The 18,247-nt window shown below is 73.5% G+C and carries 10 protein-coding genes; all 10 read left to right on the top strand.

Annotated features, from left to right (window positions below):
* Nucleotides 1-4 precede the first annotated feature (4 nt).
* The 10 genes from ACG2DA_RS02490 to ACG2DA_RS02445 all read left to right on the top strand — a co-directional run bounded on the left by ACG2DA_RS02490 (nt 5) and on the right by ACG2DA_RS02445 (nt 18,159).
* Nucleotides 5-2,860, top strand: a complete 2,856-nt coding sequence (locus tag ACG2DA_RS02490) for an Hsp70 family protein (RefSeq protein WP_395253884.1) — start codon at nt 5-7, stop codon at nt 2,858-2,860.
* A 114-nt stretch (nt 2,861-2,974) separates the two neighbouring features.
* A complete protein-coding gene (locus ACG2DA_RS02485; RefSeq protein WP_395253883.1) occupies nt 2,975-4,531 on the top strand; it encodes a hypothetical protein in 1,557 nt (518 codons plus the stop codon).
* Between the two features lie 113 nt (nt 4,532-4,644).
* Nucleotides 4,645-6,402: a hypothetical protein gene (locus tag ACG2DA_RS02480; RefSeq protein ID WP_395253882.1), complete on the top strand. Its 1,758-nt coding sequence runs from the start codon at nt 4,645-4,647 to the stop codon at nt 6,400-6,402.
* Nucleotides 6,392-7,459: an extracellular solute-binding protein gene (locus ACG2DA_RS02475; protein WP_395253881.1), complete on the top strand. Its 1,068-nt coding sequence runs from the start codon at nt 6,392-6,394 to the stop codon at nt 7,457-7,459. The genes ACG2DA_RS02480 and ACG2DA_RS02475 overlap by 11 nt, the downstream gene beginning before the upstream one ends.
* Nucleotides 7,456-8,916: a hypothetical protein gene (locus ACG2DA_RS02470; RefSeq protein WP_395253880.1), complete on the top strand. Its 1,461-nt coding sequence runs from the start codon at nt 7,456-7,458 to the stop codon at nt 8,914-8,916. Before ACG2DA_RS02475 ends, ACG2DA_RS02470 begins: the two co-directional genes overlap by 4 nt.
* Nucleotides 8,913-10,811 carry an ATP-binding cassette domain-containing protein gene (locus ACG2DA_RS02465; RefSeq protein WP_395253879.1) on the top strand — a complete coding sequence of 633 codons (1,899 nt, stop codon included), beginning with the start codon at nt 8,913-8,915 and terminating at the stop codon, nt 10,809-10,811. Before ACG2DA_RS02470 ends, ACG2DA_RS02465 begins: the two co-directional genes overlap by 4 nt.
* Before the next feature lie 105 nt (nt 10,812-10,916).
* Entirely contained in the window at nt 10,917-14,087 is a 3,171-nt protein-coding gene (locus ACG2DA_RS02460; protein ID WP_395253878.1) for a glutamine amidotransferase, read from the top strand.
* A 46-nt stretch (nt 14,088-14,133) separates the two neighbouring features.
* Nucleotides 14,134-15,213, top strand: coding sequence for an AAA family ATPase (locus tag ACG2DA_RS02455; protein WP_395253877.1), 1,080 nt, complete (start codon nt 14,134-14,136; stop codon nt 15,211-15,213).
* Nucleotides 15,210-16,112, top strand: a complete 903-nt coding sequence (locus tag ACG2DA_RS02450) for a DUF58 domain-containing protein (RefSeq protein ID WP_395253876.1) — start codon at nt 15,210-15,212, stop codon at nt 16,110-16,112. The genes ACG2DA_RS02455 and ACG2DA_RS02450 overlap by 4 nt, the downstream gene beginning before the upstream one ends.
* Before the next feature lie 118 nt (nt 16,113-16,230).
* Nucleotides 16,231-18,159, top strand: coding sequence for a VWA domain-containing protein (locus tag ACG2DA_RS02445; protein ID WP_395253875.1), 1,929 nt, complete (start codon nt 16,231-16,233; stop codon nt 18,157-18,159).
* Nucleotides 18,160-18,247: the final 88 nt, after the last annotated feature.

Raw genomic sequence — 18,247 nt, 5'->3', positions numbered from 1 at the left:
CATCGTGACGAACGCCGACCCGACCACCGACGCCGCCGCTCCCCCCCGCTACGTCGTGGGGATCGACCTGGGCACGACGAACTGCGCCGTCGCCTTCGTGGATACGGAGGCCGGCGACGGCGACGCCGCCGACACGCGGGTGCGGACGTGGGCGATCCCCCAGTTCGTCGCTGCCGGGACGCTGGAGGGGCGGGAGAACCTGCCCTCCTTCCTCTACCGCCCGGCCGACGGCGAGTTCCCCCCGCACGCCCTGGCCCCGCCCTGGGGGGAGACGGGGGCGAAGGACGCCGCCCCCGGTTGGAGCGTGGGCACGTTTGCACGGGACCACGGGGCGAAGGTGCCGGGCCGGCAGGTGAGCAGTTCCAAGTCCTGGCTGTGCCACCCCGGCGTGGACCGCACCGCCCCGCTGCTGCCCTGGCACGCGGCCGAGGGCGTGGAGCGGCTCTCCCCCGTCGAGGCCTCCGCCGCCCTGCTGGCCCACCTGCGGGCGGCGTGGGATCACGCCCATCCGGACGCCCCGCTGGCCGAGCAGGACGTCGTCCTCACGCTGCCGGCGAGCTTCGACGAAGTCGCCCGGGAACTCACCGTGAAGGCCGCCCGGGCCGCCGGGCTGCCGCGGGTCGTGCTGATCGAAGAACCGCAGGCCGCCTTCTACGCCTGGCTCGCCAAGCACCCGGACAGCTGGCAGGACGAGGTCGCCCCGAACACGAACGTACTCGTCTGCGACATCGGCGGCGGTACCAGCGACTTCGCCCTGATCCGGGTGAAGCCGGGCGCTGGCGAAGAGGGGAAAGTCGAGTTCCACCGCGTCGCCGTCGGCGAGCACCTGATCCTCGGCGGGGACAACCTCGACCTCGCCCTCGCCCACCACTTGGAGGACCGGTTGAAGGCGGAGGGGACGGAGCTGTCCCCGAAGCAGTGGGACGTGCTGGTCCGGCAGAGCCGCCGGGCCAAGGAAACGCTGCTGGGCGAGGAGGCCCCGGCGACGGTCGGCGTGACGCTGCCGGGGGCCGGGCGCGGGCTGGTCGGCGGCGGGCTGAGCGTTTCCGCCGACGGCGACGCCGCCCGCACGGCCCTCCTCGACGGCTTCCTGCCGAGCGTCCCCGTCACCGCGGAGCCGGATCGCCGGGACGCCGGCTTCCGCGAGGTCGGCCTGCCGTACGCCCCGGACGCGGCGATCACCAAGCACCTCGCCCGCTTCCTCTCCACCCACGGGGCCGTCGCCGGGGCGGGCGAGGGCGAACCGGCCCGGCCGGACGCGGTGCTGTTCAACGGCGGCTTCTTCGCCTCCCCCGTGCTGCGGGAACGCTTGCTGGCGGCCGTCTCCGATTGGTTCCCGACCGGCGATCGGCCGACGGTGCTGGCGAACGACCGGCTCGACCTCGCCGTCTCCCGCGGGGCGGCCTACTTCGGGCTGGTCCGGCGGGGGCTGGGCGTGCGGGTCGAAGCCGGGCTCGCCCGCACCTACTACCTGGGGGCAGAGGACGGCGAGCAGGGCGAACCGCGGGCCGTCTGCGTGGTGCCGGCCGGCACCCGTCCCGGCGAGACGGTCCGCCTGCCGGACACCCCGGTACGAGTCCGCGTCGGCCGGCCGGTTGAGTTGCCGGTGTTCAGCAGCGGCGTGCGGCTGACCGACCCGGCCGGCTCCGTGCACCCGGTGGACGAGGGGCAGTTCGCCTCCCTGCCGCCGATTCGGACGGTGCTCAAGGCGAAGGGGAAGGAGGGCGACGAACTGCCCGCCCTGCTGGAGGCGGGGCTCAGCGAGATCGGCACCCTCGACCTCGCCGTGCGGGAGCGGACCGACGACGGCACGTCCGGCAAGCGCTGGCGGCTCTCGTTCGACGTCCGCAGCACGACTCGCACGGACCTCGCCGCCCACGCCGGCGCCGGGGAGGCCGCCGGCGTCGTGGACGACGAGGCCCTCGCCGCGATCGACGCCGTGCTGGACGAGGCCTTCGGCGCCCCCGACGGCTCGACCAAGCCCTCGCTCAAACCGCGGAACGTGAACGACGCCCTCGCCGAGGCCGCCGGTTCGCCCCGCTCCGACTGGCCGCCCACCCTGCTGCGGAGCCTGTGGGAAGGGCTGATGGACCGCGAAGCCGGCCGCCGGGAGTCCTCCGCCCGGGAGGCCCGCTGGCTGAACCTGCTCGGCTACGCCCTGCGACCCGGCTACGGCGTGGCCCTGGACGACTGGCGGGTCGCCGAAACCTGGCGCCGCCTGCACGGCCGGTTGGCCCACGCCGATCCGGCGGTGGTGAGCCAGTCGCACGTGCTCTGGCGCCGGATCGGCGGCGGACTGGAGGGCGGTCAGCAAAAAGCGCTGGCCGCCCCCCTCGCGGGGGCGGTCAAGGCCGGCGGGAAGAAGGCCGCCGCCGCCGACCCGGAACTGCTCCGGTTGCTCGCCTCCCTCGAACGCCTGCCGACCGGCGAGCGGGAAAGCCTTGGCCGGGCGCTGGTCAAGCTGGCCGCGAAGGAGGAGAACGCCGGCCGCCGGGAGACCCTGTGGTGGTGCGTCGGTCGCACCGGCGCCCGCGTGCCGCTGTACGGCCCGGCGAACAGCGTCGTCCCGGCCCGCGTCGCCGCCGACTGGGCCGATGCGCTCGTCAAACAGTACGAGTCGCTGCGGGACCCGGACGAGACCCGTCCGCCCCTCTGGCCGGTCGTGCAGCTCGCCCGCAAAACCGGCGACCGCTACCTCGACTTCGCCCGGGAGCCGCAGCTCCGGGCGATGCAGTGGCTCGCCGAGGAGGACGCCCCCGCGCACTGGGTGGCTCTCGTCCGCGACGGCGGCCGCCTCGACCACGAGGAAGAAGGCCTCGCCTTCGGCGAAAGCCTGCCGGCCGGTCTGCGGTTGGGCTGAGCGTTCCCCCGGTTCGCCGCCGCCGTGAGGCGGGGCACCCCTGCGGTTGCGCACGCAGCGGGCCCCGCCGCATATCCCCTTTCGCCGATGCGTCGTCTGCGGGATACTGAAATCATGCTTGCCCGCCTCGCCGCCGCCGTTCTCGCCTGCGGGCTGGCCGCAGAGGGGGCGAGCGCACAGGAGTCGCCGGAGCGGGTGGAGTTTCTGATCCTCGCCCCCCGCGGGCCGGTGCGGGTGGCGGCGGAGGTGACGGTCGATCGCCAGTCGTTCACCGACGCCGCCGAGCGCTACCGGGATTCGCTGCTGGCCTCCGTGGACGCCGACGGCGACGGCCGCGTCACCCGGGCGGAGGCCGCCCGCACGCCGACCCCCCGCTCACTGGGCGCCGGCGCGAACGCCGACGACGCCGTGACCGAACTGCTGGCCCTGTTCGACGCCGCCGGCGAGTCCGGGCTGCCGGCGGATCAGTTCCGGAGTTGGGTGGAGGGCGTGATGGGGCCTCCGCTGCGGGTCCGGCAGCGCTTCGCCGGCGGGGACGCCGCGGACGTGGTCCACGTGCTCGACGCCGACGGCGACGGCCGCCTCACCCCGGAGGAATTGCGGAACGACGACTCCCTCAGCCGCGGCGTCGCCGGGCCGTACGACTTCGACGCCGACGGCACGCTCTCCGCGGCGGAGCTGGCGCCCTTCCGCTCCGCCGCGCAGCGGGCCGAACGCCGGCACTTCCCCCCCGGCAGCCCCTTCCGGCTGCTCGCCCCCGCGGCGCCGCCGGGGCTGTCCGCGGAACTCGCCGCCCGCTACGGCACGTCCGAGGTTCCGCCGGAGCCGCACCTGGAACTGAGCGTGCGGCTGATCGCCCGCAGCTTCGGCCTGCCGCGGATCGCGGTCATCGAGAACCGGGCGCCGGACCGACTGACCGTCGCGCCGGACCGCCGCTCCCTCACGCTCACCGTGGACGCCGACGCAGCCGGCGGGGCGCCGGGACTGGAGGTCGAACTGGCCGCCGACCGGGCCGACCTGCTGGGCTCCGACGCGATCTCGCTGGGCCTGTTGGACATGGTCCGGGCCGACGCCGACGCCAACGACTACCTCGACGAAACGGAGTTCCCCGCCGCGAACCTCCCCGGCGCTCCGCAGTTCGAGGACGTGGATCGCGACGGCGACGGCCAGGCGACCCGGGAGGAGGTGCGGGTCTACCTGGAGGAGGACCAGCGGTTGGCGAACAGCCGGATCTACCTGCTCAGCGAGGCGGAGCGGTCGGAACTGTTCGGCCTGCTGGACGCGAACGGCGACGGCCGGCTGACCCCCGCCGAGCGGGTCGCCGCCGCGGGGGCCTTCGCGGCGTCCGGCCCGACCGTCGGGGCGTTGGCCTCGCTGGACCGCGACGGCGACGGGGCCGTCGTTCCGGAGGAGTTGATCGGCCGGTTCACCCTGCACCTCGGGCCCGGCCGCGCCCCGGACCGTCCGCCCAATGAGGAGGAACTGGAGATGATCCGCGGCCGCGAACCGGCCGTGGCCACGCAGGAGGGGCCGGAATGGTTCCGCCGCTCCGACCGCAACGGCGACGGGGCAGTGACCTGGGCGGAGTTCGTCGGCCCGCGGGAGGCGTTCGAGCGGTTCGACGCCGACGCCGACGGCTCCCTCACCCCGGCGGAGGCCGCCGCGAAGTGAGCATCGACCGCCCCCCGCCGCGTTGTTCCCCCGGGCGGAAACCGATCAAGAACTCCGCCGTGTCGGCGAATCGTTAAACTGTGAATCCCTCCCCCCGCACCGGACCCGCCGCGATGTCGCCGACCTCACCGTCCCGCGAGTTGGACCGGATGCTCGCCGCGATCCGCCGGCGCCTGGCCTGGGCGGCCTTCGGACGGGCCCTGCTGTGGGCCGCCGCGGCGGGCTGCGCGGCCGCGGCCGGCCTGGTGCCGCTGGCCTGGTGGCGTCCGGAGTGGCTGTCCACGCTGATCGCCGCCGCCGTGCCGGTCGCGGCCCTGCTGGCCCTGGGGCTGGCGTGGGCGTTCCGGGACCGCCCCACCCGGGAGGACGCCGCCAACCGGGCCGACCGCTTCGCCGGCACGAAGGATCTGTTCCTCACCGCCGCGGAACTGGAGCGCCAGGAGCGGGCGCCGGCGTTCGCCCCGCTGGTGTACGCCGACGCCGCCGCCCGGGTCCCGGCCGTGGACCCCGCGGCCGCGGTCCCGTTCGGCCTGCCGGGCCGGCGGCTGATCCCGGCCGGGGCGGCGCTGGCCGTGCTGGTCGGCGTGCTGTTCCTCGTCCCGCGGGTGGATCCGTTCGGGGCCGTCGCCGCCGCGCAAGAGGCCGAGAACGCGGCGAAAAAATCCGAACGCACCGCCGAGGAGGCCAAGCGGCGGACGGAGGAACTCAAGCGGTCGCGGCCGGAAAGCGAACTGTCCCCGGAGGTCGCCGCCGCCGTGGAGAAGCTCGCCGCGGATTTGAAGAAGACCAAGCGGGGCGAGGTGCAGGCGAACCGCAAAAAGCTGGCCGAACGCCGGGCCGATCTCAGCCGGGCGTGGCGGAACGTCAGCGCGGAGCAGGCCCGCGGGCTGCTCGCCGAGGAGGACGGCCGCCGCACGCTGGGCCTGAATCCGGACGCCGACGAGCGGAAAAAGTGGCTCCGCGATCTGAAGGAGGGCGACGCAGAAAGCCTGCGGGAGGCGTTGAACCGCATGGCCGCCGAGGCCGCCGAGGCGGCGAACGAGTCGGACCCCGCCGCCCGGGCCGAGAAGATGCAGGCCCTGCGGGAGCAGGCCCGCAAGCTGGAGAACTTCGCCCGCAACGACGTGGGCGACGACCGCCTCGCCGAGGCGATGCGGCAGGCGGGCGAGCAGCTTCGCAACGCCGCCGAGCAGGCCAAGGCCGAGGCGAACGGCGAGGGCTCCCCGGAGGCGACCCGCGAGGCGATGAACAAAGCGTCCGAGGCCGCCAAGGCGGTGCTCGAGCAGGCCGGGCTGGAGGCGGAGAAACTCGCCCAGGCGGCCCGCGACATGGCCGAGTTGGAGCAGGCCCTCGAAGCCGCCCGGCAGGCCGGTCAGCTCAACGAAATGGGGCAGTTGGACGGGCAGGAGGCGACCGACGCGGCCTCCATGGCGGAGTTCCTGGAGGTCTACGAGGAGATGCTCGCCGAGAGCGGCCAGCAGCCGGTCGCGGCGATCGAAGGCAGCGTCCGCGGCTCCGGCGAGGGTGAAGGGGACGGCGAAGGCGATGGGGACGGCGAAGACAGCGGCGGCGAGGGCCGCGGCGAGCGCGAGGAGGTCGACGGCCGGGCGATGGAGGAGGCGCCCGACGCCAAAACCGGCTTCCGCACGGAGGTCTCCCAGAGCCACCTCGTCGCCGGCAAGACGTTGATGAGCCTCAAATCCAAGGGCGACAGCGAACGCGGCGAACGCACGACGGAGTACATGGAGAACCTCGCCCGGGTGAAGGACGGCGTGGACGAGGCGATCGTCGCCGAGGACGTGCCCCCCGGTTACCGCGAAGGCATCCAGCGCTACTTCGACGCCCTTGGCCCGACGAACGATGACGAATAACGCCGTCGCCTCCCGTCGGGCGTTCCTCGGGGCGGCGTCGGCCGGCCTGTTCGTCGGCGCCGCCGGGTGCGGCGGCGGCGGCGGGGACGAGGTGGTGCTGTACTGCGCCGCGGACCGCCTACACGCCGAGCCGATCCTGCGGGAGTTCGAGGCCCGCACCGGCATCCGGGTGCGGCCGAAGTTCGACACGGAGGCCACGAAAAGCCTGTCGCTGGTCGGCTCGCTGATCCGCGAGGCCGACGCCCCCGTCTGCGATCTGTTCTGGAACAACGAACGCGGCGGCACGGAGGACCTCGCCGCCCGCGGCCTGCTGGCCCCGCACCGCGGGGAGGCGTGGGAGGCCACGCCGGAGCGACACCGCGACGACGAAGGCCTGTGGTGCGGCTTCGGCGGCCGGCTGCGGGTCTGGATCGTCAATACCGACCGCATGCCCGCGACCCGGGAAGCGCTCGACGCAGAGCTGGCCAAGGCGGGCGCCGGCGGGGCGGGCGACCTCAGCTTCGCCCACGCCAATCCCCGCTACGGCACGACGCTGACGCATTTTTCGTTGCTCCACCGGGAATTGGGCGACGAGGGGCTGCGGGCTTATTACGAACGGCTGGACGACGCCGGTCGGGTGATCGCCTCAGGCAATTCCGCGGTGAAGGATCTCGTCGCCGCCGGCACGGTCGCCTGCGGCTGGACGGACACCGACGACGCCTACCTCGCCCTCGAAGCCGGCGCCCCGGTGGAGACGTTGCCCGTGCTGCTCCCGGGCCCGGACGGGCCGGCGCCGGTCTGTATTCCGAACACCGTCGCCCTGATCCGCGGCGGCCCGAACCCGGGCCACGCCGCCCGGTTGGCGGACTACCTGCTCGGCAAGGAGGTCGCCGTGCGGCTGGCGAACGGGCCGTCCCGGCAGATTCCCCTCACCCCCGTCTCCGGCCCGCTGCCGGAGGACGTGCAGCGGTTCGCGGCGCTGGCCCGGGACGCGGTGCCGCTGGCGGGGCTCGACCCGCACCGGGCCGCCGTGCTGGCGTGGCTGTCGGGCGAACCGACAACGGGCGACGCGGCGTGAGTCTGTGGCCGAGCGTGCTGTTCTCGCTGGTTCGGGCGGCGCTGGTCGTCGGGCTGGCGCTGCCCGCGGCGGCGCCGATCGCCCGGCGGCTGCGAGAGGAGCGGGCCGGTCTGTGGTGGACGGCGACGCTCGCCCCGCTGCTGGTCCCCGAACTGCTGACCGGCTACGGGTGGAGCAATTTTTCGCTCTCCCTCGCCGCGCATCCCTGGGCGAACGAGGCGCTGACCGCCCTGTTGATCTGGGCCCGGTGCGTGTGCGCCGCGGCGGCCTTACTGGCCGTCGCCCCGCCCCCGACCCGCACGGCGTCCGCGGTATTTCTTCGCAAGCTCGTCGCCATAACGCCGAGGCCCCGCGGGGCCTCGGCGTTATGGGCTTGGCAGAGGGAAGCGGCGCTGCGAACGCTCGCCCGGTTCGGTCCCGCGGCGGGGGTCGCGGGACTGTACGCCTTCGGGCAATTCGAAACGCCCAGCCTCGCTGGGACGACGGCGTGGACCGTCACGCTGTTCGACGCCCACGCCCGGGCGATCGAACTGGCCGATTCGCTCCGCCTGGCGTGGCCGGCCGCGGCGGTGCAGCTTGTCGGGCTCGTGCCGCTGCTGATCTGGCTGCGGGGGGCGACGGGGCCGGGGCGGCGGGACGAACGGCGGGCGCCGGCCTCGCGGCGGTCGAACCTCGCCGCGGCGCTGGCCCTGACGGTCGCGGGCGGGCTGACGGTGATCGTGCCGGCGGCGATCGTCGCCGGGGAGACGGGAGCGGAGGGCTTTCGCACCCTATTGGAGAGCGGCTGGCGGGCGGAGCAGTTCGCCGCGGAGAGCGGCCGCTCGCTGGCGATCGGGGCCGCGGCCGCGGCATTGGCCTCCGGGGCGTTGTGGCTCGTCGGCCGCGTGCGGGGGCCGGCGGGGGCGCCGCTGCTGGCGGCGATGATCGCCCCGGGGCTGTGCGGGTCGCTGATCGTGGGGCTGGTCGTGCAGGCCGGGCTGACGGCCGCGGCGGCGGAGGGGCTGCCGGGCGCCCGAGCGGTGCGGGACTCGGCGGCGCCGCTGGTCGTCGCCCTCGCCGTGGTCCTGCTGCCGCGGGCGGCGGCGTTGCGGGCGTTCGCGGAAGGACGCACCGCCGGGCGGTTCCTCACCTCGCTGCTCCGGGGCGGGACGCGGGCGCAGCGGCGGGCCGGGGGGCGGGTGTGGTGGCGGCTGACCGGGCGGGCGGCGTGGGTGCGAGGGGGGTTGCTCACGCTGTGGGCCGCCGCGGACGTCGCCGCCGCCGCCGTGCTGCTCCCGCCGGGGCTGGAGACGGCCCCGCCGGGCCTCTACAACCTCATGCACTACGGTCACAACGCGGTGCTGGGGGCGCTCTGCCTGATCAACACCGTCGCCCCGGCCGCGTTGCTGGCGCTGGGGGCCTGGGCGGCGCCGCGGCTGGCGGCGGTCGGGGCGCCCGCGGGTATGGTGCAGCGATGACGGCCCCGCTGTTCCGACTGTCGCACGTCCGTTTGCCCGGCGCCCCCGGGCGGCCGCGGCTGGACGACGTTTCGCTGGAGATCCCCCCCGGCGTTACCGCGATCGTGGGGGCGAGCGGGGCGGGGAAGTCTTCGTTGTTGGAGGCGCTGGTGGGATTCGAGACGCCGAGCGCGGGAGCTGTCGAGCGGGGCGCGCCGCCTATCGGCGACGGCGAACCGGGGGCGGCGTGTGAGTTGTTCTGGGTTCCCTCAGACCTCGGACTGTGGCCGGGGGAGACGGCGCGGGGGCACCTGCTCGCGGTACAACCGGAACGGGACGACGCCGCGGCGGAGGAGCTGCTGGGCCGGATCGGACTCTCCGGTGTCGCGGAGAGCCGGCCGGGGACGCTATCGGCGGGGGAGCGGTCGCGGTTGGCCCTCGCCCGGGCCGTGGCGAGCGGGGCGGGCGTGCTGGTGTTGGACGAACCGCTGGCCCACGTCGATCCCGCGGCGCTGCCGGGGCTGTGGACCGTGCTGCGGGAGCATTGGGACGGAACCGCGGACGGCGTGCGGCGGTCGGTCGTCTTCGCCACCCACGACCCGGCCGCGGCGGTGCGGGAGTCGACCCACTGCGTGGCGCTGGCGGACGGTCGGGCGGCGTTCGCCGGGTCGACCGAAGAACTGCACGAGAACCCGCCGGACCGGGCGACCGGGGCGCTGCTGGGGCCGCTGAACGAACTGCCGCCGGACCCACGGCCGGGCGGCCCCCGGCGGTTCGTCCGGGCGGAGCGGCTGGAGTTGGCGCCGGCGGAGGACGGCCCGCTGACGGTCGTCCGCACCGCCCCCGCCGGGCCGGTGACGACCACCGAACTGACCGACGACGGCGGGAACCGCACCGTGCTGCACCACCGGCCCGGCCCGCCGCTGGCGGCGGGCGTCCGGGTGGCGACGCGGCTGGCGTTCGCCCTGCTGGCGGCGGTTCTGCTCGGGATCGCGGCGGGGTGCGACGGCGGGGGGGCGGACGGGCCAGCGCTGGAGTTCGCGGAGGTGCGGGTGCGAGCCCTGCCCAACGCCGGGCCGCAGTTGCCGGCCCCGCGGGGCGTGGGCATCGGGCCGGACGGAGTGGCCTACGTGCTGGACAACGCCGGCCGGGTGCTGGCGTTCTCGCCGGAGGGGGAGGAACTGCGACGCTGGGAGATGCCGGCGAACCACAACGGCAACCCGGAGGGGATCTGCGTCTACCGCCCGCCGGGGTTTGATCGCTGGCTCGTGGCGGTCGCGGACACGCACTATCACCGGGTCGTGCTGTTCACGACCGAGGGCGACGTCGTGACGATGTGGGGCGTCGAGGGGGACGAACCGGGCAATTTTCGATTCCCCGTCGCCGTGACCGCCGACGACGCCGGCCGGCTGTACGTCGGCGAATACGGCGGGAACGACCGCGTGCAGATCTTCAGCCCGCACCCGGAGAACGAGCCGCTGCGGTCGATCGGGGCGTTCGGCACCGGCCCGGGGCAGTTCAGCCGGGCCAGCGGCGTGGCGTGGGTCCCGCCAGCGCCCGCTCCGGGGAAGGCCGGGGGCGGGGAGGCGTTCGTACTGGTCGCGGACGCCTTCGGGGACCGCATCCAGCGATTCACGGAGGAGGGCGAGTACCGCGGCGTGCTCGGCGGGGACGCCGCCGTCCCGCTGCACAGCCCCTACGACCTGGCCCGCTCCGCGGACGGCACGTTGTGGGTGCCGGAGTACCACGGCGGCCGCGTCACGGCGCTTCGCGCCGACGGCACGCTGCTGGGCCGGTGGGAGAACTCAGGGGCGACCGGCCCGCTGGTCACGCCGTGGGGGCTCGACGTGGACCGTTCGGGCCGCGTTTGGGTCGCGGACACGGGGAATCGGCGGCTCGTGACGCTCCTGCCCTGACGCTCCCGCCCAGATTCACGTGAACCGGTTGTGCCCGCGGCGGCGTTGTTCCGTAAGCTGACTGCGTTCCCCTCATTCCCTCCTCCAATTCGGTCGCCTCGCTCGATGGCTCCCCCGCCGCCCCGCCGGCCCACGCTGACCGCCTCGGGGCGGCGGGAACCGGCGGGCTTCTGGGACCGGCTGGGGCGGTCGCTGTTCCCGCCGCCCCGCGGCCCGGTGCGGTGGCGGGACGGCTGGCCGCTGGCGGCGTTCGCCCTGCTGCTCGGCGGGCTGGCCGTTTGGCTGACCGTCGATCGGCGGGTGTTGTTCGCCCGGCCGGCGCTGTTCGGGCTGCTGGCCTTCGCCCCGTGGGTCTGGTGGCTGGCGGTGGCGAACCGCGGCGGGATGGGGACGACCCGGGCGGAAGCCTCCACCTTCCTGCGGCTCTGCCTGCTGGGCCTGTGCGTCGCGGCGTTGGCGGAGCCCCGGGCCGTGCGGGAGCGGGACGTTACCAGCGTGGTGTTCGCCCTGGACGTCTCCGACAGCGTCGGCCGCGGGGTGGAGAGCGAGGCGCTGGAGCTGTTCAGCGGCGCCGTCGCGCAGAAGCCGGCCACCGACGAGGCCGGCCTCGTCGTGTTCGGCCGCAACGCCGCGGTGGAGTTGCCGCCGAAGAAGAGCGTCGCCTTCGAGGGGGTCATCAACTCCCAGGTGGACCGCGACGCGACGAACCTGGAGCAGACCCTCAGCCTGTCCGCGGCGATGATTCCGGAGGAGAACGCCGGCCGGGTGGTGCTGATTTCCGACGGCACGGAGACCGAGGGCCGCATGGCCGCGGAGATCGACCAACTCCGCGGCCGGGGCATCAAGGTGGACGTGCTGCCGGTGGATTACGGCGGCGGGGCCGAAGTCTGGCTGGAACGGCTCGACCTGCCGCGGTTCGTCCGGCAGGGGGAGAGCTACGAGGCGAGCGTGGTGCTCTCCAGTTTGGAGGCCGGCTCCGGCACGCTGACCCTCACGGAAAACGGCGAGGAAATCGCCCGGGAGCGGGTTGAGTATCAGGCCGGCAAAAACCGCTACAGCTTCCCGATCCGCCTGCGCGGCCCCGGCTACTACGAGTACGCCGCCACGATCAAAGCGGACGACGCCTCCGACGGCTCCCCCGGCGACGGCGTGGAGGACAACAACACCGCCCTGAACTACCTCTACCTGGAGGGGGCAGGGAAGGTGTTGGTGGTCACCGACCCCGGCGGCGACCCGCGGGACGTGGAGGACTTCGTCGCCGCCGCCCGCGAGGGGGAACGGGAGGTCTCGGTGATGGACGGCTACGCCTTCCCGCGGGACGTGCTGAGCTTGATGCCCTACGACCTGATCGTGTTCGCCGGGGTGCCGGCGGACTCCTTCGACGCCCGCCAACTCGCCGCGGTGCGGACGGCGGTGTCGGATATGGGCGTCGGCTTCCTGATGCTCGGCGGCGAAAACAGCTTCGGGGCCGGCGGCTATCAGAACACGCCAATCGAGGAGGCGTTGCCGGTCGACTTGGACATCACCCGCCGCAAGGTGCTGCCCAAGGGGGCGCTGGTCATCATCCTGCACACCTGCGAGTTCCCGCAGGGGAACACCTGGGGCAAGCGGATCTGCAAGCGGGCGATCAAGGTCCTGGGCGATCAGGACGAGTGCGGCGTGCTGGTGGCGGACTACGTCGAGGGCGAGAGCTGGCTGTTCGAGCTTACCCCGGCGGCGAACTACCCGGAGCTCGTGCCCAAGATCAACGCGGCCCAGATCGGCGACATGCCGGACTTCGCCCAGACGATGAACGCCGGCCTGAAGGCGCTGAAGGAGAGCGACGCCAGCGCCAAGCACATGATCATCATCTCCGACGGCGACCCCAGCCCCCCGCCGCCGGCGCTGGTCAAGGACTTCGCGGACAATCAGATCGCGATCAGTACCGTCGCCGTCTTCCCGCACCCCGGCGACCGGCAGTCGCTGAACACGATGCGCGGCATCGCCGCGGGCACCGGCGGCCGGTTCTACCTGCCGGACGACCCCAACCAACTGCCCGGCATCTTCGTGAAGGAGGCGAAGACCCTCCGCCGAACGCTCATTCAGAACAAGACCGTCCAGCCGGAGGTCGCCCTCGGGCACCCGATCCTCAAAGGGCTGGGCGAACTGCCGCCGGTGCGGGGCTTCGTGCTGACCACGCCGAAGGAGGGGCTGACCGAACAGATCCTGCGCGTGCCCTCCGACGAGCAGGTCGCCCCCGGCGAGTTCGACCCGATCCTCGCCGTCCGCCAGTTCGGCCTCGGCCGGACCGGAGCCTTCACCGCGGACCTCGGCCCGAACTGGGGCGCCGACTGGGTGGCGTGGGACGGCTACGGCCCCTTCGTCCGACAACTCATCACGCACCTGGGCCGCGTCCGCAAGCAGGGGCACCTGCGGATGAGCACCTACACGGACGGCTCCGACGGGGTGATCGTCGTCGAGGACTTTTCGCCGAACGAGCGGTTTCTCGAAATCACCACCTCCGTCGCCGGGCCGCGGGACCGGACGGAGACCGTCCCGCTGGTGCAGGTCGGGCCGCGGCGGTATCAGGCCCGCGTGCCGCTGTGGGGGAAGGGGCGATACCAGGTCATCGGCCGCTCCACGACGGTCGGCGGCGGGGCGGTCGAACCGGCGGAGACCCCGGTTCCCGAAGGCCCCACGCCGCAGGGCACCGTCGCCGGGGCGAACGACGCGATCGTGGAAGAGCCGGTCGAGAACGACGGCACGGAGCAGGTCGCCGGCGGGTTCATCCTGCCCTACAGCGCCGAGTACCTGCGGTTCCGCAGCGATCCGATCGTGCTGAAACGCGTCGCCGAACGCACCGGCGGCCGGGAGCTGAATCTGACCCCGGAGACGCCCAAATCGCTGTTCACGGAGGACCGCCAGCCCAAGCGCAGCAGCCGGCCGATCTTCGACTGGCTGCTGATCCTCGTCGCCTGCCTGATCCCGCTGGACGTCGCCGTGCGACGGGTGCAGCTCGACTGGGCGTTGGTGAAGGGACTGTTCAAGAAGGAGAAGCTCGGCACGGCGACCGCGACCGCCGGCGGCCCGACGCTGGAGGGCCTGCTCGCCAAAAAGCGGGAGAGCTCGCCCCCCATGTCCGGGGCTGGCCGGGCTCTGGATCGCGGCAAGCTGCGTGCGGCTCCGCAGGCCGCGAAACCGCACGCGGACGCTCCGGCCCCGCCGAAGAAATCGGCCCCGCCGGCGAACACCACCGCGGCTCTGCTGGATTTGAAGAAGAAACGCGACCGGTCCTGACCCGCTCCCCCGGGCTCCCGGTTCTCACTTTTCCGACGCGCATCGCATGACCGACGTCCCCCCGCCCGACGCTTCGCTCCCCGACCCGGCCGCCGCGTCGGCCGCTCCGGCCCCCGTCGACCCGGACCGACTCCGGCAGGAGGCCGCGGAGTTCCGCACGATCTTCGAGCGGGTCCGCACGGAGGTCGGCCGCGTGATGGTCGGGCAGACGGAGGTGATCGAAGCCGTCCTCACCGCCCTGTTCGCCGGCGGCAACGTGCTGCTCGAAGGCGTTCCGGGGCTCGGCAAGACGGAGCTGGTCAAGGCGCTGTCGAAGGCGCTGGACCTCGACTTCAAGCGGATCCAGTTCACCCCGGACCTGATGCCGGCGGACATCGTCGGCACCCAGGTAATGAGCGCCGACGAGCACGGCCAGTACCGCTTCGAGTTCCGGCAGGGGCCGATCTTCACCCAGCTGCTGTTGGCCGACGAGATCAACCGGGCCAGCCCGAAGACGCAGTCCGCCCTGCTGGAAACGATGCAGGAGGGCAGCGTGACCACGTCCGGCACCCGGTACGTGCTCGAACAGCCGTTCTTCGTGATGGCGACGCAGAACCCGCTCGAACAGGAGGGCACCTACCCGCTGCCGGAGGCCCAGCTGGACCGGTTCCTGTTCAAGGTGAACGTGCCGCTGCCGGACCGGGCGGAACTGAACGAAATCGTCGGCCGCACCATCCTCAAACAGCCGATCGACCCGGAACAGGTGCTCGACAGCGCCGCGATCCTGCGGCACCGCAAAACGCTGGCGAACGTGGTCGTGACCGACGCCGTGCGGGACTACGCCGTGCGGCTGGTGCTGGCCACGCACCCCGGCACGGGCGTCGCCGGCGGCGACAGCGGGGAGGCCGTGAGCCGCTACGTCAAAGCCGGCGCCAGCCCGCGGGCCGCCCAGAGCCTCATCAAGGCCGCCCGGGTGCGGGCGCTGGCCGAGGGCCGGCCGCACGCGGCGTTCGAGGACGTCGCCCACTTCGCCCCCGCCGTGCTGCAGCACCGCGTGTTGCTGAACTACGACGGCCAAGCCGACGACGTGAGCGTGCCGGAGCTCATCGGCGACCTCACCAAGCAGCTGCCGGAGCGGGCGGCGTGAGCGGGTCGTCGCTCACCACGCTGCTGCCCAACGACGTGCTCGGCCGACTGGAACGGGTGCGGTTGCAGCCGGTCCGTCGGCTGACGAACCCCTCCCGCGGGGAGCACCTCGCCGGCAAGGGCGGCAGCAGCACGGAGTTCGCCGACTACCGCGACTACGCCCCCGGCGACGACGTCCGGTTCGTCGACTGGAACATCTTCAGTCGGCTCAACAAGCCGTACATGAAGCTCTACCGGCACGAGGAAGAGCTGCACGTCTGCCTGATCGTCGACGCCAGCGCTTCTATGAAATACGGCAGCGGCGAGACGAAGCTGATGCGGGCCTGCCGGCTGGCGGCGGCGTTCGGCGTTTGTGCGTTGACCAGCGTCGAGAAGGTGTCCGCGCACGTCTGCCACGCGGCCGGCACGGAGCCGGTGCGGCTGCCGCCCTGCACGGGGCGCAAATCGCTGCCCCGGCTGCTCAAGTTCCTCGAAACGGTGGAGCCCGGTGGGGACTACCCGATCGAGGACGCCGTGCGGGACGTGCTCAAGCGGCACCGCGGCCGGGGGATCGCGGTGATCGCCAGCGACTTCCTCACCTTCGGCGACGTGCCCGGCCTGTTCGGCCAGTTGCAGGCGGCGGGGCTGGAGCCGTGGGCCGTGCAGGTGCTCAGCCCGGAGGAGATCGACCCGGACCTCACCGGCGACCTGCGGTTGGTCGACTGCGAGAACGGCGCCGGGCTGGACGTCACCCGGGCCGGCGACCTGCTGGGCTACTACCACGACCACCGCCTCGCCCTGGAGGACGAACTCGCCGTGCAGTGCCGCCAGCGCGGCGGCCGGTTTCTGCCGGTCAGCACGGAGGAGCCGTTGAAGGACCTGCTGTTCGGCGACCTGCGACGCCGGGGGTGGCTGCGATGAACTCTCGTAGGGTCCGCTGTGCGGACCGCGATCAGAACGCACCCGCGTACGTGGCTCGTCGGCCGACCCCGGGCGGTCCACAGAGCGGACCCTACGCGAGCCGCCGGGGGGGGCTGCGATGAACGCCCTTTCCTCAATCGGGTTCGCGAACCTCGCCGCCGGGGCCCTGGCGGCGTTGGCGGCGCCGATCATCCTGTTTTACTTCCTCAAACTGCGGCGGCCGCGGGCGGAGGTGCCCAGCCTCGCCCTGTGGCGGCGGGTGGTGAACGACAAGCGGGTGAACAGCCCGTTCCAGAAGTTCCGCCGCAACCTGCTCCTCCTTCTCCAACTGCTGTTGTTGGCGGCGCTGACGTTCGCGGCGATGCAGCCGTTCCTGAACGCCGGGGCGGGGCGGGCGGAGTACCGGGTGATCCTGATCGACGCCTCCGCCAGTATGGCCGCGACCGACGCCGCCGGCCGGTCGCGGCTCGATCTGGCGAAGGAGAAAGCCGAGGAGCTAATCGAGGGCCTGCGGCCCGGGCAGCAGCTCGCCCTGATCGCCTTCGACCGCAACGCCCGCACGCTGCAGGAGTTCACGGACAACCCGAACCTGCTCAAACCGGCCCTTGATCGGCTGACGACGAAGGACGTGGAGAGCGACCTGGGCGACGCCCTGCGGCTGGCCGGGGCGCTGGCCCGCACGGCCCCGGTCGCGGAGGCGATTTTGCTGACCGACGGCAACCTCCCGCCGGCCGACGACGTGGACCTCGCCTTTCCCGTGAACTACCAGCGCCTGCCGGCAGCCGGGCCGAACGTCGGGATCGTGGCCCTCAACGCCCGCCGCAGCGGGGCCGGCGCCGCCGAGAACGCGGGGTGGGATCTGTTCGTGAAGCTCGCCGCCAGCGCCGCGACCGGGGCGACAGTGGAACTGTACGGCGAGGAGGGCCCGGACGGCGGCGACCCGTTGGCGACGGAGTCGGTCGGCTTCGACCGGGCCGAGGACTCGCCCCGGCTGGTGTTCGAGGTCCCCGCGGACGGCCCCCGGGCGGTGACGGTGCGGATCGTCGCCGAGGGGCCCGACAGCCTGCCGGCCGACGACACGGCCGGCCTGATCCTCCCCCCGCCGCGGCCGCTGACGGCGTACTGCCCGACCTCGCAGGGCCTATTCCGCCGGGCGATGGAACTCGAACCCGGCGCCGTCACGATCTTCCCCCGGCCGAGCGTCGAGGGGCCGCTGAGTTACGACCTGGCGATCGTCGACGAACCGGACACCGAGGAGAACCCCGCCCCGGAGGCGAACGTGCGAGCGTTCGTCGGCGTCGTTCCGCCGGACTTGAGCGACCTGATCGCCACAAAGGTGGGCTACGCAGAGGTGGTCGACTGGCGGCAGACGGCGCCGGTGCTGGAGCACGTTCAACTCCGCGAGGTGCAGATCACCGAGGAGCCGGAGTACCTCGAACAGCCCGACGGGGAGCCGGCCGGCGCCGCGGACCTGGAGCAGCTCGGCTACGAGGTGTTGATCGACGCCCGCACCGGGCCGCTGATGCTCCGCCGGCGGGAGGGCGCCCGGGTGGACTACTTCCTGCTGTTCGACCCGGCGACCAGCACGCTGCCCTACCGGGTGGCGTTCCCGATCCTCGTGCAAAACCTCGTCCGCGAGGCGACCCGGGCCGCGGCGTTGAGCGAGGTACGGGCGGAGCGGACCGGCACGCTGCCGGAGGTGGACCTGGGCGATCCGAATCGGGAGGCGACCGTCGCCGGCCCGGACGGGACCCGCACCGTGCGGGCCGACGCCGGCGGGATGCTGACCGCGGTTCCGGCGGAGACGGCCGGGCTCTACACCGTCAGCGCCGGGGGGGAGGAGGTCGCCGCGTTCACCGTGGGGACGCTCTCGCCGCTGGAAACGTCGCTGGTGGGCGCGGAGCAACTGGAGTTCAACGAGGTGGCGGTCGCCGCCTCCGGCGAGGAGGTCGCCGCCGATCGCCCGCTGTGGCGTTGGCTGGCCGCCGGGGCGCTGGTTCTGCTGCTCGCCGAATGGTGGGTCTTCCACCGTCGCCCCGTGACATGAGCCCCGATCCGCCCCCCGCCGGCCGATCCGCTACCGCTCGCCGCCGGTTCCGCCGCCCCGTTATCGTCGCCGTTCCCGCCCGCCCCGC

Source organism: Alienimonas sp. DA493, from assembly GCF_043951915.1.
GTDB lineage: Bacteria > Planctomycetota > Planctomycetia > Planctomycetales > Planctomycetaceae > Alienimonas.
The sequence above is the reverse complement of the archived record's forward strand: the minus strand, read 5'-3'. Positions and strand labels throughout refer to the sequence as shown.

What these genes read in the sequence shown, in the direction of transcription:
- ACG2DA_RS02485 (WP_395253883.1), top strand. Translation starts at nt 2,975, where the DNA reads ATGCTTGCCCGCCTCGCCGCCGCCGTTCTCGCCTGCGGGCTGGCCGCA.
- ACG2DA_RS02480 (WP_395253882.1), top strand. Translation starts at nt 4,645, where the DNA reads ATGTCGCCGACCTCACCGTCCCGCGAGTTGGACCGGATGCTCGCCGCG.
- ACG2DA_RS02475 (WP_395253881.1), top strand. Translation starts at nt 6,392, where the DNA reads ATGACGAATAACGCCGTCGCCTCCCGTCGGGCGTTCCTCGGGGCGGCG.
- ACG2DA_RS02465 (WP_395253879.1), top strand. Translation starts at nt 8,913, where the DNA reads ATGACGGCCCCGCTGTTCCGACTGTCGCACGTCCGTTTGCCCGGCGCC.
- ACG2DA_RS02460 (WP_395253878.1), top strand. Translation starts at nt 10,917, where the DNA reads ATGGCTCCCCCGCCGCCCCGCCGGCCCACGCTGACCGCCTCGGGGCGG.
- ACG2DA_RS02455 (WP_395253877.1), top strand. Translation starts at nt 14,134, where the DNA reads ATGACCGACGTCCCCCCGCCCGACGCTTCGCTCCCCGACCCGGCCGCC.
- ACG2DA_RS02445 (WP_395253875.1), top strand. Translation starts at nt 16,231, where the DNA reads ATGAACGCCCTTTCCTCAATCGGGTTCGCGAACCTCGCCGCCGGGGCC.